Below are 16,969 nucleotides of genomic sequence, written 5' to 3'. Positions count from 1 at the left end.
GAGATGAGCGAAGCGAGCGAGACCGACAAGACCGGCGAAACCGGCAGCGCAGGCCCCGAACCTCCACCGGTGGGCATCATCGCGGGCACAGGCTTCTACGCGCTGCCGGGACTGAGCGAAGCCGAGCACCATGAGGTGCAGACCGACTGGGGCGCCGCTCACGCCATGACCGGGCGCTGGCATGGCCGGCGCATCGTGTTCGTGCCCCGCCATGGCGGCGACCACTCGATCCCGCCCTCGGCGATCAACTACCGGGCGAACATCGCCGCCATGGGCGACCTGGGTGCCACGGCCATCCTGGCGGTGAGCGTTGTCGGCTCGATGGTGCCCGAGCGGGGCACGGGCTCGTTCCTGCTGCTCGACGACTACCTGGAGTTCACGACGGGTCGCGCCGCCACCTTCTTCGACCAGCCCGGTCAGGTGGTCCACACCGACATGACGACTCCCTACGACCCGAAGCTGCGCGCCGTGCTGGCGGTGGCGGCCGATGCCGAGCACATCGACATCGCACAGCGGGCGACGTACGTCTGCACGGACGGCCCCCGCTTCGAGACGCCGGCCGAGATCCGCATGTACGCACAGATGGGCGGCAGCGTCGTCGGCATGACCGGCTACCCCGAGGTGGCACTGGCCCGCGAGGCCGCCATTCCCTACGCAGGAATAGCTGTCGTGGCGAACATGGCAGCAGGCATGTTCGACGGCGAGATCTCCCACGAAGAGGTGTCCGCGGCGCTCGAAGCCACCAAAGCGCCGCTCTTCGCGCTGCTCGGCCGCGCGGTGTCGATGATCTGACGCCCGCCCGGTCTCGGTCTGCCATCCGCTACCAGCAGATTGGCGAGACATAGAGTCCGGCATGATGCCTGCATTGACGTCGTTTGCATTGGCCAGCGGGCTGCGCCGATATTTCCGCGAAGGCACTCGCGCACATGCGGGGCGGCTGATGCGCACCAGTTCGAGACTGCTCCGGCGACTGCGCGGCGGCGCGCTGATGCTTGCAGTTCTCGCGCTGTTCGCTGCCGTGCTGACGCCCGCGGCGTCGGCGCAGAGCCGGTCTGTGGGCACCGTGGTCATCGCCAACGGCTGGAGTTCTGCCGATTCGGCCGTCGCGTCGGCCCTCGCGGCCCTCGAAAGCGACAGCCTGTCCGATGCGGTGGTGCTGTATGCGAACTCGAGAGAGCTCACGACCCGTACAGCCAGCTTCATCCGAGACCGCCAGCCGTCTGCGGTGATCCTGGTCGGTGGCACGGCTGCGCTGTCGACCGCAGTGCAAGACGAGGTGTTCGCACTGGTCGGCGGTGCCGCACTCAGGCGGATCGAGGGCGCCGATCGCTTCGACACGGCCGCGAAGGCAGTGCCGTCGAGCGCAACCACGTTCATTGTGGCGAACGGCTACAGCGCTGCCGACACGGGCGTCGCGGCTGCCGTGGCGGCGACAAGGTCCAACGCAGCAGTGCTGCTGGCCAACACAGACAGCCTGACCGAGCCGACCGAACGCGTCATCCGTGAACAGCAGCCCTCGCGAGTCGAATTCGTCGGAGGCACGGCGGTGCTCGCAGCATCGCTCGTCGATCGTGTCCGAGAGCTCGCTCCGTCGGTGCAAAGCGTGCCTCGCCACAGCGGCGCGTCCCGCACCGATACCGCTGCAGCGGCCGCGCCCAACACCTCCACCACGCTGGTGATCGCGAACGGGTGGAGTCCCCCAGACATGGGAATTGCCGCCGCCTACGCGGCCATCACCAGCGGCGCCGCGGTGCTGTACTCCCAGACGAGCACGTTGACTGCGCCCACCGAGCGACGCATCCAGGCACTGCGGCCGCGTGCGATCGTGCTCGTCGGCGGGAGCGCGGCGCTCGACACCAGCCTGCACACCCGCCTGCGCGCCCTCGCCCCGACAGCGGCGCTCCACAGAATCAGTGGCTCGGACCGCATCGACACTGCGGTGCGCGCCGCGACCGGCACGCTGACGGCCATCGGCACCGATCCGCCGGCCGCGCCGACGTCGCTCACGGCGACCGCCAGAAACGCCGGTCTGGCGGTGTCGTGGAGAGCACCCACCAGCACCGTCGGTGCCGCAGTCTCCGGCTACGTGGTGGAGTACCGCGCGTGCACGGCCGCGCCGAGTACCTGCACTTCCAGCCCGAGCTGGGGCAGCTGGACTGCACATGCCCATGCGGGCACCGGCACCAGCACCACCATCACCGGCCTCGCCAACGGCACCGCGTACCAAGTGCGGGTGGGGGCGCGCAACATATTCGGGCTCGGCTCATGGTCTCAGATCGTGTCTGCCGTACCCGAAGTACAGACAGGGAAGCCCTCGGTGCCGACCAGCTTGAGGGTGGAAGCAGCGAACGAGCAGCTGAAGGTGACGTGGGGGCCGTCGTCTCCCCCGCGGGGGGGCGCCGTCGAAGGCTACGACATCCAGTACCGGACCTGCGGTGCGAGCCTGACATGTGGCAGTTGGACGCAGCACAGCCACACGGGCACCGGCACCACCACCACGATCTCCAAGCTGAGCAACGGCATCAGGCATGAGGTACGGGTGCGGGCCCGCAGCAGCGGGAGCGAGAGCGAATGGTCGCAGACTGCGTCTGCAACACCTGAGCAGCTGCCGAGCTTCGAGCGTGCCCCCGCCTTGACGCCGGGCGACCGGCAGATCCTCGTGCAATGGAACGAACCCGCATTCTCCGGTTCGGCCATCAGCGACTACGACGTGCAGTACCGGGCCTGCACGGCGACGCCGAAGGACTGCTCTGACAGCGAGACCGAGGCCTGGGGCAGCTGGAGGGCACGCGGTCATTCGGGCACCGGCAAGATCACCACGATCACGGGGTTGACCAACGGCACTGCGTACGAAGTGCAGGTGCGGGCCAGGAACTCCAACGGCTTGGGGCCGTGGTCGACGGCTGGGGAGGCGATACCGGTCTCGGTGCCGGCGAGGCCGAACACCCCGACCGTGGAGGCGGGCAATGCGCAGCTGGTGGTGACGTGGATCGCTCCGTTCGACAACGGTCTTGCAATCACCGGTTATGACGTCGAGCACTGCACTGGCACCTGTGCCAGCAACTCAGACGACTGGAGGGACGTCCCAGCTCACTCGGGCACAGCTACAAGGCACGAGATCACCGGTCTCGCCAATGGCACGACCTACAAGGTGCGCGTCCGGGCCATAAACGATCTCGGCGGCGCGGGGGCAGGCTTGGGCCCGTGGTCGGGAATCAGGACGGGTACGCCGAGGGCCCTGCCTGACGCCCCCGCCGCGCCGACTCTCACACCTGGTGACCGTCAGATCACCGTTTCGTGGGTTGCGCCAATCGACAACGGCACGACGATCAGTCGCTACGACGTGCAGTTCCGGGCATGCACGGCGACGCCGAGGGACTGCAGCTCGAATCCACGGTGGGGGGGCTGGCAGACGAGAGCCCACACCGACCTCAGCAGCCTTGAGCTGTCGATCACGAGCCTTGCAAATGCCACCAAGTACCAAGTGCGGGTGCGAGCGCGCATTTCCAATGGCGTGGGGCCGTCTTCGCCAGTCGCAGAATCAACGCCACTCGGCAAGCCGGCCAAGCCCGCGACGCCCACGCTGACCCCGGGGAACGCAACGCTGGTGGTGACGTGGAAAGCACCGGCAGACAACGGTGCTGCCATCAGCCGCTACGAGGTCGCGCACTGCGTGAGCACGGCAGATTGCAGCCTCGACGGAGATTGGACGGATCCGCCAATCGCCGTCACGGGAGACCCGCTGCCGACCTCCCACACGATCACCTCATTGAACAATGGCACGACATACAGGGTGCGCGTCCGGGCTACCAACAGCGTGGGTGCCGGCCCGTGGTCTTCGTCTGCGTCAGGCACGCCGTCATTGCGGCCCGACGCTCCTGCAGTGCCGTCTGTGTCGGTGGGCAACCGGCAGATCGGCCTCTTGTGGTCAGCGCCGAGCGGAAACGGGCTGGCGATCACCCAGTACTACGTGGAGTACCGGGCCTGTACCGCGACGCCCAGGGATTGCAGCGGTGCCGAACCGACATGGGGGAACTGGATCGAGCGCAGGTACCCGGCCACCAGCCTCTCTGCGACGATCACCGGGCTGACCAACGGCACCAAGTACGAAGCGCGGGTGCGAGCCCGTAACGCCAATGGTGCAGGACCTTGGTCGCCGGTCGCGTCCGGCGTCCCGCTGGCGGCGCCATCGACACCGACAGGGCTGACCTTGGAGCCCAGCAACACCCAGCTGGTGGTGTCGTGGAGCGAGCCGGCATCGCACGGTGCGGCCATCACCGGCTACGTCGTACAGCACCGCGACTGCACGGCGACACGGAAGGACTGCACGTCCAGCCCGAAGTGGAGTGAGACCTGGACACCGCATTCGGACACCGGCACCGACACCAGCAGGACGATTACCGGTCTCACCAACGACACCGCGTACCAGGTGAGGGTGCGGGCCACGAGCAGCACCGGCGACAGCGGTTGGTCGCAGATCAAATCAGCCATCCCGGCTGCGGTACCCGCTGCTCCGGCTACGCCGGATCTGACTGCCGACAATCGCCAGCTACGTGTCGACTGGGAAGAGCCTGACGATCGTGACTCGACGATTGAGCACTACGAGGTGGCCTACCGGGCCTGCACGGCGACCGACGCCGACACCACGGTCAAAACCTGTGCGACGAATCCGACTTGGGGGAACTGGCGGCTCCACGGCGATGTCGAGGCCAGCCTGTCGAGGATCATCACCGGGCTGACCAATGGCACTGCGTATCAGGTGCGGGTGCGGGCCGAGAACGAGAAGGGCTGGGGGCCGTGGACCGCTACACCGGCGATAGGCACGCCGATAGGTGCACCGGCGGCACCCACCACGCCGATAGTGACCACAGGCGACACCGAGTTGGAGATGAAGTGGATCATCCCGCGATCCAACGGTTCGACCATCGACGGCTATGACGTCCGATACCGGGCCTGCACCGCGACCAACTCCGACACCAAGGTTCTCACCTGCGCCTCGAATCCGACATGGGCCAGCAGTTGGGAGACGCACGCCCATTCGGGCACCGGCACCAGCACGACCATCAGAAGCCTGACCAACGGCACCGCCTACCAGGTGAGGGTGCGCGCCCGTGCCGGCGACCGCGAGAGCCCGTGGTCGCAGCCGGCCATGGGAATGCCGAGAGGCAAGCCCGATGCGCCCACGATGACGTTGGCATCAGGCAACCGGCAGCTGATCGTGACGTGGCCCAAGCCGAATGCCAGGGGGTCGGCGATCACGAGCTTCCAGTTGCGGTACTGCGAGACTGGTGACGCCACCAAGGACTGCACCAGCGACTACGACGATTGGACGACCAGGGCCGGGATCGGTTCGAGTTCGACGAGCTACACGATCTCTGGGCGCACCAACGGCAACTCGCACAGCGTTCAGATGCGCACCATCAGCAGGAGCCATGGCGAGAGCGACTGGACGAGTCCAGAATCCGCGACACCGGGTGGGCCGAATCGGCCCTCGGCACCTCGACTGACGCGTGGCGACACAGAGATCACCGTGACGTGGACGGCACCCGCCGAGAACCACTCGCCGATCTCCTCGTACGACGTGGCGTACTGCAACTACACCGACGACGGCGACCGCTGCTCCGCTGTCGGCGGCGACTGGCAGGATCCGGTGCCCCACACAGACCTCGCGAGCTTGAGTACGACGCTCACGTTCCTGACAAACGGTAAGAGCTACAGGGTTCGAGTCAGGGCTGAGAACGCTCAGGGAAAGGGTGCCTGGTCGGCGGCTGCGGCAGCTACGCCCACGTCGGGCTAGCGAGTCGCGCCCACCCAACCACTAACGCGCGGTTGGAATTCCATGACCGAGTTCGAGGCGTCCCTTGAGGACAACTGCTGAATGAGGGCCAACCGCGCCGAGGGGCGAAGTTGCGCAGTACGCGTGAGACAGGACTCTTGTCGTGGTCGGCCCCGCACAGCGCGGGCGTAGCATTCGGGTTGTTCACCTCGACAGGGAGGCGTGCATGCGCAGCTGGGATTCGATGGACGACTTCGAGGCCTTTCTGGATGACGGCGGGTTGGTGGAGCCCGACGATGACATGCCAGACGCGTACCGCGAGGCGGTGTTCCGGTTCATCGAGCTGCACGCCAACAGCGAGTACATGGGCGGGCTGACCGAGCGCGACTGGATCGCCAAGGCACCGGGACTGATGAACAAGCTGACCGCGTTGGCCAAGACTCAGGACGAGATCGGCCACGCGCACCTGCTGTACATGGTGGCGGCCGACATGGGCGTCAAGACCCGTGACGAGATGACCGCCGACCTGCTGGCGGGCCGCACCACGTTTCACAACGTGTTCCATTACCGGGCCTACTCGTGGGGCGATCAGATCGCGATCGCGTACCTGGTTGACGCGGCGGCACTCGCCAGCCAGCAGGCCGTCTTCAAGAACTGCAGCTACGGGCCCTACAAGCGCATCCTGCGGCGGATCATCGCCGAGGAGGGCTTCCACATGCGCAACGGCGAGGAGCTGTTGCTGAAGATGGCCAAGGGCACTGTCCAGCAGCACGAGATGATGCAGGAAGGCATCGACCGGTGGTGGTGGCCGTCGGTGCAGCTCTTCGGCCCCGACACGAGGCCCGACGACGTGCTGCTGCGCTGGCACATCAAGTCTGAGCGCAACGAAGACCTTCGGGATCGGTTCGTCCAGAAGATGGTGCCGCAGCTGACCGCCGCCGGCTTCACCATTCCCGACCCGGACTTGCACCAGGATCCGGAGACTGGCCGTTGGGTCAGCGGGGAGATCGACTGGGATGCGCTGAAGGCGGCCATTGCGGGACGCGGTCCCGACAGCGCTCGCCGCTTGAACGACGCGCGCCTTGCTTGGGACGGGGCAGCGTGGGTGCGTTCCGCGCTGGACGAGGCCGCGGCGGTGCCTGCATGAGCCGAGCGGTTCTGGCTGGTGTCGTCGCGGCTGTCCGCCGATCCGTTTCCCAGGTGTGCGACCCGGAATACCCGGAGGTGACCATCGCGGAGTTGGGGATCCTCGAACGAGTCAGCAGCGGCGACGGCGGCTCGACTGTTCGGATCGAGCTCGTGCCGACCATGCTGGGCTGCCCCGCGCTTGATGTCATCGCCCGGGATGTCACCGATGCAGCGCGAGCGGTGTGTGCCGGTGCCGACGTCTCGATCGAAGTGACCTTCGTCGACGACCCCGTGTGGACGCCGGATCGGATCGCGCCATCGGCGGTGGGCTTCTTGGCTCGGGAGTACTCGGTGGCAGTGCGAAGCCGGTCGGCGGCCGCGAGCTGCCCCATCTGCGGCAACGATGCCCTGGAGCACCGATCAGACTTCGGGCCGACGCCATGCCGCAGCGTGGAATGGTGCCCGAGCTGCCGTAACCCGATCGAGGTCGTCGGCAGGGTTGATATGCCGGCCGCCGTTGGGGCGGCGCCAGCTAGCCCGGCTTTGACATGAAGACCTACGAGGTGTTCCTCAAGCGTCCCGGCAAGGATCCGTTCACCCACGTGGGCGCGCTCGAAGCACCCGACGACGATCTGGCCCTCAGCTTTGCCCGCGACTGCTACACCCGGCGCTCCGAGGGAGACCAGATGTGGGTGGTGGCCCGCGAGGACCTGCTGGTCGCCGACCCCGTCGAGCTCGAGATGGCAGACCGTCCTCACCGCCACAATGACGGAGCGCTGTTGCGGGATCTGCGGCAGGCCGGAGACCAGTCCGCCTCATGACCGACTCGGTTCCGGAAGGCATGGACGGCGCGCGCGAGATGGTGCTGGCGCTCGCCGATGACGAGCTGTGCATCGGTCAGAACCTGGCGTGGTGGATCGCTGTCGGCCCGTTCCTCGAGGAGGACCTTGCCCTCACGTCGATCAGCCAGGACGAGTTGGGTCATGCTCGGGCGCTGTACGGGCTGCTCGGCGACGACGTCGACGCGCTGGCCTATGGACGCCAGGCGCACGAGTACCGCAGCGCGCACCTCACCGAGTTGCCGTGCCGCGACTGGGGCGAAACCCTGGTCCGGCACTTCCTGTACGACACCGCGGAGACTGTCCGCTGGGCGGCGCTCGCGGACTCGTCGTGGGAAGCGCTCGGTGCCGTTGCGCGCCGAGCCCTGGCCGAGGAACGGTCGCATCTGCGCCACGCTTCTGGGTTGCTGTCACGGCTGCTGCGCACCGAGGCAGGCTGTACGCAGCTGCTCCCGCTGTTCGATCAATTCACGCCGTTGGCGTGTGAGCTGTTCGAGTTGCCGCCGGACTGCTCTGCCGATGACCTCGTTGCTGCGGGCATCGTGGCTCGCCCCTTGAGCGACCAGCGCGCCGAGTGGCAGTCAGCGGTCGACGATGCTGTGGCGAGCGTGGGGTACCAACCGCAGTGGCCCGCTGACGGCGCCACCCCGGCATCGGCGAGCGGCCGTGCAGGTCAGCGCTCAGCGCACTTTGCGGCTCTGCACGCCGAAATGGTCGAGGTGCTCTCGCTGGATCCGACGGCGCGCTGGTAGCTCCTCTGCCACAATCGCCGGGGTTTGGGATCTCAGACGGGCAATCGGAGCTGATTCATGTCATTGCGAGGAACATCTGTCGTCCGGCGCGAGGACGAGTCGCTATTGCGCGGCCAGGGACAGTTCGTCGCCAATCTCACCGCCGACGCCGACTGGGAACCCATGGCGCACGCCTGTTACGTGACGTCAACGGTTCCCCACGCCGAGATCAGCAGCATCGATGTGAGCGCGGCCCGCAGCGCGCCCGGTGTGGTCGATGTCGTCACGGCAGCCGATGTCAATCTGGCGCCCTACCCGTCGCCGAACCCAGCGTTCGACGCGGCCATCGTGCGCCCGATGCTGGCTGCGGGCCGGGTGAGGTTCGTGGGCGAGCCCGTCGCCGTCGTGGTGGCGGACAGCCCGGCCGCGGCGATCGACGCAGCGGAGTTGGTCATCGTTGACTACGAGCCGCTGCTGGCGCTCGTCGATCCTGAAGAAGCGCTGGAGGGCCCGGCGCTGTTCGACGGCATGGCCGAACCGAACGTCGTCATCCGCATGTCGCTCGATGACGAGCAGGCCGATTTCGACTCATGCGAAGCGGTCGCCGAGGTCCGCACGATCAACAACCGCATCGCACCGTGCCCGCTGGAACCGCGCGTTGCGGCGAGCCGCTGGGCCGACGACGGACGCCTGCACCATGTCAACGCCGGCCAAGGACCCCACCCGGTACGCGCCGGTCTCGCCAAGATGCTCGAACTCGACCGGTCCCAGATGCGTGTGCTCTCGCGCGACGTGGGAGGGAGCTTCGGGGCCAAGGCCCGGCCGCATCCCGAGGAAGCGCTGCTGGGTTGGCTGGCAGCACGCACCGGCAGGCCAGTCATGTGGGTGCCCTCGCGCACAGACGACATGGTCGGTCTCGTGCACGGCCGCGGGCAGATCCAGTACTGCCGCATCGGCGGCACCCGCGACGGGCGCATCACAGCATTTGCGGTGCACGTAGTCCAGCAGGCCGGCGCCTACGGGAACATGGGCGCGGCGCTGCCGAACAACGGTCGGGCGATGCTCGCGGGCTGCTACGACATCGCCACGCTGGGCTTCACCTCGGTCTCGGTGCTCACCAACACCACGCCGACCGGTCCCTACCGCGGCGCCGGCCGGCCCGAAGCGGCGGCGGCCATCGAACGTGCCGTCGACGTCTTCGCCGCCGAGATCGGCATGGACCCCGCCGAGGTGCGCCGGAAGAACTTCTTGCAACCGGAAGTCTTCCCGCTCACTACCCGCACCGGCATGCCCTACGACACCGGCGCCTACGAAGCCAGCCTGGATGCTGCGCTCGACGCGGCCGGGTACGGCGAGTTGCGTGCAGAGCAGGCCCGCCGCCGTGCGGACGGCGACGACAAGCTGCTCGGCATCGGATTGGCGACCTACGTCGAGCGCACCGCAGGCATCGGACGCTCCGAGTACGGGGCAGTCGAACTGCTTGCGGGCGGTCGCATCGTGGCTCGCACCGGCTCATCGCCGTACGGGCAGGGCCACCACACCTCGTGGGCCATGCTCATCTCCGACCGCACCGGCGTGCCGATGGAGAGCATCGACATCGTCCATGGCGACACCGACGAGGTGCCCCGCGGCGAGGTGACCGGCGGCTCACGTTCGGTGCAGCTGGCAGGTACGGCCATCTGGGAAGCCTCCGGCACGCTGGTCGATCAGGCCCGATCGGTGGCGGCGACCCTGCTGGAAGCCGACCCAGCGGACATCACGCTCGACACCGGGGCCGGCGCTTTCCATGTCGTGGGCACGCCGGCGGTGTCAGTGGGCTGGACGGCGATCGCCGAACACCTCGCGTCGGCCGCCGAGGCGTCAGAGAGCGACGGCACTTCGGACGGCGACAGGGCTGCGGGGCCGCGCCTGCTGCATGCCGAGGAGGTGTTCGACTCCGAAGCACCCACGTTCCCCTTCGGCACCCATGTCGCCGTGGTGGAGGTCGACCGCCACACCGGCGAGGTGGAGCTTCGCCGGCTCGTGGCCTGCGACGATGCCGGCACCATCCTCAACCCGCTGCTTGCAGCCGGGCAGGTGCACGGAGGACTCGCACAAGGTGCGGCCCAGGCGCTGTACGAGGAGTTCGTCTACGACCCCGACGGCAACCCGCTCACCGGGAACTTCGCCGACTACCCGATCATCTCTGCGGCAGAGCTGCCGTTCTTCGACCGCGTGGTGCTCGAGACGCCCACGCACATCAATCCGCTCGGCGCCAAGGGCATCGGCGAGTCGGGCACTGTCGGCGCCACGCCCGCCGTCCAGAACGCTGTCGTCGACGCCGTCGCCCACCTGGGGATCCGCCACATCGACATGCCGCTCACCCCCCAGCGCGTCTGGCAAGCCATCACCGACGCATCGTCCTCGAACAACTAGGGCGTCTCACGTTCGTCGGCTTCCTCAATTGCACGACGTTCCGGTGCCGTAAGCGGCCGTACTCCGGCTTCGAGTTGTTCCAAATCCGGCATTTCAGTGCCAGCTTCGACCGCCCCCAGCTTGTCGAATTCTCTAGCAGTGACCAGCACCCGGCCCTCGAGCGAAGCAACACTCCGGTTGTACGCGGTGACCGCCCTCCCGAGATTGGTCCCGACACGTTCGAGATGGGAGATGTGGGTGCCTAGGCGTTCGTAAAGCCTCTGGCCAAGTTGTGCGATCTGCTTGGCATTCTCTTCGACACTGCGCCGTTTCCATGCGAACGCCACCGACTTCAGTACAGCGATCAAGAGGCTCGGACTGGTAATCAGGACGCGGTGCTTAGTCCAGGCCTCTTCCCAGATGTCTTCCCTTGCGTCGATCGCCGCGTCCAAGATCGGATCGGTCGGCACATACATCAATACGAATTCGGGAGCGTTCTCTAGGGAGTTCGCGTAGTTGCGATCGCCCAACTCCTTGGCACGGCTCCTGAGGGCTTCCGCATGTTGACGCAAGTACTCGTCGCGTTCTCGTTCGTCGTTGGTTTCGATCGCCCGCTTGTACGCGTCTAGGGGTGCCTTGGCGTCAATCACCACGTCCACATCGTCTGGAAGATGAACGACCATGTCGGGGCGCAATTGCGAGTCAGCACCGATGGCGGTCTGGGTCACGAAGTCGACCCGCTCCCGCAGTCCTGCCAGCTCCACGATTCGTTGGAGCCCTTGTTCGCCCCACGCCCCACGCATCCGAGAGTCGCCGAGCACCTGACGCAGCTGCTGCGTTTCGCTTGCAAGACTCTCGCGAGCGTTCTCGGCTCGATCGACGTGCTTGCGCAAGTCGCGTAGATCGGCATGAACAGGATCGAGAAGCTGTCTGACATTCTTCTCCGCTTCCTTGGTCTGGCGGCTCGTCAGCAAGTCGAGCTCCTTGAGAAACGCGTCCCGGTTCGATGCCGTTATCTGTGCGGCAATGCCCTTGAACTGCTCGGTTAGCTCCGAACGTGTTTCCTCCAGGCCACGCTGCGCTTCCTGAGCGGCTCCTGTCCTGGCCAGCTCAAGGTCACGTTCGGCGATGTCGCCCGTGAGCCGCTCGCGCTTGACCTTCTCATTGGCTAGGCGGCGGGACAGCACGGCCCATACGGCACTCGCACCGGCGACCAGACCGACTATCACTCCGAGCACGACCGCAAGACCGGTGGACATATGGCTCACTCCTTGAAGGTGGCCGGCGTGCGCTTCCTGCGAACGCGACGAACCAAGTTGCGCTGCTCAATGTCTAGCTAGGGGCTGCGACACGAAGGCGCTCATGCACCTAGCCGCAATTGGCCTTGATCATCGCGCCACTAGCGTCAGCAACGGTGCACGGCACAAACGCCAGGACGCGTTCATGGGCCTCCAGCGGCAAGGGCCCGGGCTCCTGAGACGCTGGCGATCCGGCGCGGCCGCCCTTGCGACGGCTCTGCTGCTGGCGACCTCGTGCAATCCGGCAGTCGACGAGGCACCTGAAGTCCCTGCTGCTCCCGCGACGATCGGCGGCGCATCCGACGCGACGGGAGAGACTCCGCCAGCTACCACGCAGTCAATCCGCAGAACCGCACCGGAGGATCCGTCAGGTACCGACGCGTCCCCACGCCGGGGGGGCACGCTGCGCGTGCTGCTGGCTGCCGATCCCACGCCCATCACCGGCTGGACACCGTGGGATCACGTCTGCGCATGGTCGTGCCGCAATGTGCTCGACCATGTGCTCGAGACGCTCACCGTCGTGGCGCCCGACGGATCGGTGGAACCCTGGCTGGCGGAGTCGGTGTCCGCGGACCCTTCATTGCAGCGATGGACGGTCAGGCTGCGGCCGGGTATCACCTTCACCGACGGCGAGCCGCTGGACGCGCTCACGGTCAAGACCGGCATCGATGACTACCTGCGCTCAGGTAGAGCCAGCAGCAGCCACCTGCGGGAGGCTCGCATCACCTCGGTCATCCTCGTCGACGAGCTCACGCTGGTCATCGAAGTGGGCGAACCCAACGCCGGTCTTCCCGCTGCACTGGCTGGCCCCGTCGGGCGGGTCTTCTCGATCGTCGCCGCCGAGGCCGAGCCGGAGACCTTCGCCAGAGCGCCGGTCGGCACCGGGCCGTTCGTTTTCCGGCGCTGGTCGGTGGGGGAGCCGGCGGTCTTGGAGGCAAACCCCGACTACTGGCGCACAGCCGCGGACGGCTCGACACTGCCTTGGGCCGACGACATCGTCTTCACCGAGATTCCTGACGAGCGCCAGCGTCTCGAAGCACTGCTCGACGGCCGCGGCGACATCCTGACGTCAAGATCGGCCGAGCTGTCCACGGCGGTCGCCGCGGCAACTGACGGCGGCGGCCGTCGGCTCACTGCCGTCCAGCGATTCGACGACAACGCAGGAGTGGTGCTGTTCAACCTGCTGCGCGCCCCGCTCGACGACATCCGCGTACGGCGAGCGTTGCTGGCTGCCGCCGACCAATCCCGGCTTGTCTCTGCACTCGGCCCAGACGTCGACTGGCTGGCCGCGACGCAGTGGTGGTCGCCGGCAAGCATCTGGTACTCGGAGGAGGTCGCAGCGGCCTGGCCGACCCATGACGCCGAGCGCGCCCATTCGCTGCTGCGTGAGTACACGGAGGATCCCGAACGCTCTGACGGCCGGGATCCCGGCGAGCCTGTGCGGGTCAGGGTGCTGTGCACCGACGACCTCGCCCTCGGCCGTATGACCGCCGAACTGGAACGCCAGTGGGAGAGCACCGATCTCATCGACGTCGACGTCGAGACGCTGGCCCGCACGGGGCTCATCAGCCGGGTCATGGGTTCGGTGGTCCAGAGCCCCTCCTTTGCCGGCGACTTCGGCGCAACGTGCTGGCGCGTCGGCGGCGAGTCTGACCCCGCGGTGTTGGCATCGGCCGCCGTCGGCCCGGTGCGAACCACGCCGCTGAACGCATCCAACGTCACCGGCGAGCACTTAAGCGCCCTGGTGAGCCTGATCAAGTCGACTGATGCGGGAGACGACCGGCGCGACGCCGTTGCACAGTTCATGACCGAACTCGCCAACGAAGCCCCCTACGTGTTCCTGGCCTACTCGTCGAGCGTCGTAGCGGCGACGGCGGATGTGGCCGGGCTGGGGCGGATGTCGCTTCCCGACGGCAGCCTGGTCGAAGGGCAACGACTCGGCGTGGGTCGCTACGACGAGGTGTGGCTGCGCCGTGAGTGACAGTACTGCGCAGCTCGGTTGGCAGCGCCGAGCTGTTGTGCCGCAGGTTCCGCCGGGTCATGGCGTGAGCCGGGTCGCGGTCGAGCATCGCGGCGCCTACGAACTCGTCGACGACGCCGGTGCGATGATCGGAGCGCTCGATGCGGCCATGCGCCGGGCGGCCCGCACGCCATTCGACTATCCGACGGTCGGCGACTGGGTTGTCCGGACGCTCGAAGCACGGCATGACCGCCGTGTGGCGATCACCAGCGTGCTGGACCGCAGTTCGCTGCTGTGCCGGCGCGCTGCGGGACCGCACGCGAAACCGCAATTGGTGGCAGCGAATGCCGATGTGCTTGCGGTGGTGATGACGCCCGCATTTGCCAGCGGTGCTGCTCTGGCGGACACGGCTGGATCGGCGACACCGAGCGTCGGAATCGGCCACCGGATCGAGTGGTATCTGACAGCGGCATTCGGCGGTGGCGCTCGACCCGTGATCGTCGTGAACAAGATCGACACGGTGTCGAACGCCGAATACGAGGCGACCGTCGATGCGCTGCGACGGCGGCTCGGCTCCGCAGCGGCGGACGTGCCGATCCTGGCAACCAGCGCGCTCGACGGCCGCGGGCTCGACAGCCTCGGCGCCCTGGCCGGCGACGGCGCGACGGTCGCGCTCAGTGGACCGTCCGGGGTCGGCAAGTCGTCGCTGGTCAACCAGCTCGCCGGAGCCGATGTGGTGCCAGTCGCCCCGCTGAGTCCAGACGGCCGCGGACGGCACACGACAGTGCGGCGCCAGCTCGTTCCGGTCGGCGGACCCGACGGGGGGACATTCGTCGACACCCCGGGCTTGCAGGATCTGATCCCCTGGAGCGGCGATCTGGGCCTCCCGGCAGGGGCGACGGTGCTCGACGGCCTGGCGCAGACGTTCGGTGATGTCACGGAGCTCGCTCAGCACTGCCGCTTTGCCGATTGCTCGCACACGGTCGAGCCAGATTGCGCAGTCATTGCTGCGGTGCAATCCGGTGAACTCGCAGCCGAGCGCCTGAGCACCTACCTCGAACTCGTAGCCGACATGGCGGGGGATCGATTGGGCGATCAGAGCAGCCCTCGCTGAGACGCGACTCTCACGCGGCGCCGAGATTCGCTCAGCGGCCCTTGAACTCGGGTCGGCGCTTGTTCATGAACGCGTCAACGCCCTCTTGGTAGTCCTCGCTGTCGAAGCACGCCCGGATCATTGCCTCCACCTCGGTGAAGTCACGCTGAGACTCCGGCTTCTGCCATTGGGTCAGCGCCGCCTTGGCGGCAGCAATGGTCAGCGGGGCGTTCTGGCCGATGAGGTCGGTCCACTCGGTGACGGACGCCTCGAGGTGCGCCTTGGGCACTACCCGGTTGACGAGACCCATCTGCAGGGCTTCCTGCGCGCCGAAACGGTCGGCCAGGAAGAAGATGCGCTTGGCTGCGGAGGGCCCGACCAGCCGCATCAGCGTGCCGATGCCGGCTGCGCCGTAGCCGAGTCCGAGGCGGGCTGCGGGGATCGTGAACTGCGCATCCTCGGCAGCGACGCGCAGGTCGGCCGTGAGGGCCACCGCGAGACCGCCGCCGATGCAATAGCCGTGAATGGCAGCGATGAGCGGCTTGGACAGTCCCAGCAGCGAGGCGTGCGCTCTCGACGTCGTGTCGTCGTAGTCACGGTTGCCGCTTGCGTCAGATCGCTGCTCGCCGAATTGGCTGATGTCGGCGCCTGCCGCGAACGCGCGCTCACCGGCGCCGCGGATCACCACCACCCGGATCTCGCGGTCGTTCTCCAGCTCGGTCGCGGCGTCGGTGATGCCGTTCCACATCTGCGCGCTGATGGCGTTGTGCCGCTCCGGATGGTCGAGAATGATGCGGCCCACATGGCCGTCGCGTTCGAGATGCACCTGCCCGCTCACGGCGGCCGACGCTATCGCCCGAAGCCGATCAGCTGCGTCTCTTCTCAGGATTCGGGCGGGACCCAGCCGGCGTCGCGGCGTTCGCGGAATGCGGCAATGCCCTCGGCTGCCTCGTCGCTCTGGAACAGCCGCTGGCTCAATTCGGCCGTCCACTCCCATGCCTCGTCCCGGGGCATCTGCGGCACCTTCGTGACGAGCTGCTTGGTATTGGCCAGCGCGTTGGGGCCGCCCCGCACCAGGCGACGCAGCGTTGCCGTCACTTCGTCGTCGAGCAGGTCGCGCGGCACCGCTCGATTGATCAGCCCGGCCGCCGCTGCTCGGGGGGCAGGCACCCGTTCGCCCTCGAGGAACAGCTCGCTGGCATCGGCACGGCGCAGCTTCGGCAGGCAGACCACCGAGATCACGGCGGGCGCCACGCCGATGCGAACCTCGGTGAAGCCGATGATGGCGTCGTCGGCGGCGATGGAGATGTCCATCGCTGCAGCCAGACCCACGCCGCCGGCGGTGACATGACCTGCCAGCCGGCCCACCACAGGCTTGTCACAGGTCATGATCTTCTCGAGGATCTCCACGAAGTTGTGGCGCAGCGTCGGCTGGGGCACACCGGGCTGGGCGGCGCGCAGGTCCGCACCAGCGCAGAACGTGTTGCCCACATGGGTGAACAGGATCGCTCGCACTCCAGGGTCGGCCAGTGCCGCTTCGAAGTGATCGCCGACGCCGTTCACGATCTCGACGCTGAGCGCGTTGCGGTAGTCGGGCCGATTCAGCGTGATCGTTGCCACCCCACCCGCGATCTCATAGAGCACGGCCGCATTGGGGTCGTCTATCGGCGTGCGATTGTCGGTGCTGTCGCCTGCAAGGTCCTCTGACATCGCGGCGATGCTAGACATCCGGCGGTCGGCACACCGCGTC

General features: G+C 67.4%; 12 protein-coding genes. 9 read left to right on the top strand and 3 right to left on the bottom strand.

Annotated features, from left to right (window positions below; all coding sequences use genetic code 11):
• Window positions 1-3 precede the first annotated feature (3 nt).
• The 7 genes from ACOGI8_RS13810 (at window position 4) to ACOGI8_RS13780 (ending at window position 10,889) form a co-directional block, all read left to right on the top strand.
• A complete protein-coding gene (locus ACOGI8_RS13810) occupies window positions 4-792 on the top strand; it encodes an S-methyl-5'-thioinosine phosphorylase (RefSeq protein ID WP_419856416.1) in 789 nt (262 codons plus the stop codon).
• Between the two features lie 61 nt (window positions 793-853).
• Window positions 854-5,797, top strand: a complete 4,944-nt coding sequence (locus ACOGI8_RS13805) for a fibronectin type III domain-containing protein (protein WP_419854368.1) — start codon at window positions 854-856, stop codon at window positions 5,795-5,797.
• Window positions 5,798-6,002: 205 nt separating this feature from the next.
• The gene (paaA, locus tag ACOGI8_RS13800; RefSeq protein WP_419854367.1) at window positions 6,003-6,923 is read left to right on the top strand and encodes a 1,2-phenylacetyl-CoA epoxidase subunit PaaA; all 921 of its coding nucleotides are present in this window, start codon (window positions 6,003-6,005) and stop codon (window positions 6,921-6,923) included.
• Window positions 6,920-7,456: an iron-sulfur cluster assembly protein gene (locus ACOGI8_RS13795; RefSeq protein WP_419854366.1), complete on the top strand. Its 537-nt coding sequence runs from the start codon at window positions 6,920-6,922 to the stop codon at window positions 7,454-7,456. Before paaA ends, ACOGI8_RS13795 begins: the two co-directional genes overlap by 4 nt.
• Complete coding sequence (gene paaB / locus ACOGI8_RS13790; protein ID WP_419854365.1) at window positions 7,453-7,725, top strand: 1,2-phenylacetyl-CoA epoxidase subunit B; 273 nt, start codon at window positions 7,453-7,455, stop codon at window positions 7,723-7,725. The genes ACOGI8_RS13795 and paaB overlap by 4 nt, the downstream gene beginning before the upstream one ends.
• Window positions 7,722-8,495 carry a 1,2-phenylacetyl-CoA epoxidase subunit PaaC gene (gene paaC / locus ACOGI8_RS13785; RefSeq protein ID WP_419854364.1) on the top strand — a complete coding sequence of 258 codons (774 nt, stop codon included), beginning with the start codon at window positions 7,722-7,724 and terminating at the stop codon, window positions 8,493-8,495. Before paaB ends, paaC begins: the two co-directional genes overlap by 4 nt.
• Before the next feature lie 57 nt (window positions 8,496-8,552).
• A complete protein-coding gene (locus ACOGI8_RS13780; RefSeq protein WP_419854363.1) occupies window positions 8,553-10,889 on the top strand; it encodes a xanthine dehydrogenase family protein molybdopterin-binding subunit in 2,337 nt (778 codons plus the stop codon).
• On the opposite strand, the gene ACOGI8_RS13775 is transcribed toward ACOGI8_RS13780, so the two are convergent.
• On the bottom strand, window positions 10,886-12,127 hold the full coding sequence (locus ACOGI8_RS13775; RefSeq protein ID WP_419854362.1) for a DNA recombination protein RmuC: 1,242 nt from the start codon (window positions 12,125-12,127) through the stop codon (window positions 10,886-10,888). The two genes, ACOGI8_RS13780 and ACOGI8_RS13775, sit on opposite strands and share 4 nt — an antisense overlap.
• Window positions 12,128-12,575: 448 nt before the next feature.
• On the opposite strand from ACOGI8_RS13775, the gene ACOGI8_RS13770 reads away from it, so the two are divergent.
• Together ACOGI8_RS13770 and ACOGI8_RS13765 are read left to right on the top strand one after the other, a co-directional pair.
• The gene (locus tag ACOGI8_RS13770) at window positions 12,576-14,147 is read left to right on the top strand and encodes an ABC transporter substrate-binding protein (RefSeq protein ID WP_419854361.1); all 1,572 of its coding nucleotides are present in this window, start codon (window positions 12,576-12,578) and stop codon (window positions 14,145-14,147) included.
• 64 nt (window positions 14,148-14,211) lie between these two features.
• Window positions 14,212-15,240 (top strand): ribosome small subunit-dependent GTPase A, encoded by a 1,029-nt coding sequence (locus ACOGI8_RS13765; RefSeq protein ID WP_419854360.1) that lies wholly within the window; start codon window positions 14,212-14,214, stop codon window positions 15,238-15,240.
• Window positions 15,241-15,271: 31 nt separating this feature from the next.
• On the opposite strand, the gene ACOGI8_RS13760 is transcribed toward ACOGI8_RS13765, so the two are convergent.
• Both ACOGI8_RS13760 and ACOGI8_RS13755 read right to left on the bottom strand, forming a co-directional pair.
• A complete protein-coding gene (locus ACOGI8_RS13760) occupies window positions 15,272-16,057 on the bottom strand; it encodes an enoyl-CoA hydratase (protein WP_419854359.1) in 786 nt (261 codons plus the stop codon).
• A 44-nt stretch (window positions 16,058-16,101) separates the two neighbouring features.
• A complete protein-coding gene (locus ACOGI8_RS13755) occupies window positions 16,102-16,929 on the bottom strand; it encodes an enoyl-CoA hydratase/isomerase family protein (protein WP_419854358.1) in 828 nt (275 codons plus the stop codon).
• Window positions 16,930-16,969: the final 40 nt, after the last annotated feature.

The organism is Candidatus Poriferisodalis sp., assembly GCF_965204195.1.
In the GTDB taxonomy this organism is placed as follows: Bacteria; Actinomycetota; Acidimicrobiia; order Acidimicrobiales; family Poriferisodalaceae; genus Poriferisodalis.
Note: the sequence above shows the minus strand (reverse complement) of the source record. Positions and strands in the feature narration are given on the sequence as shown.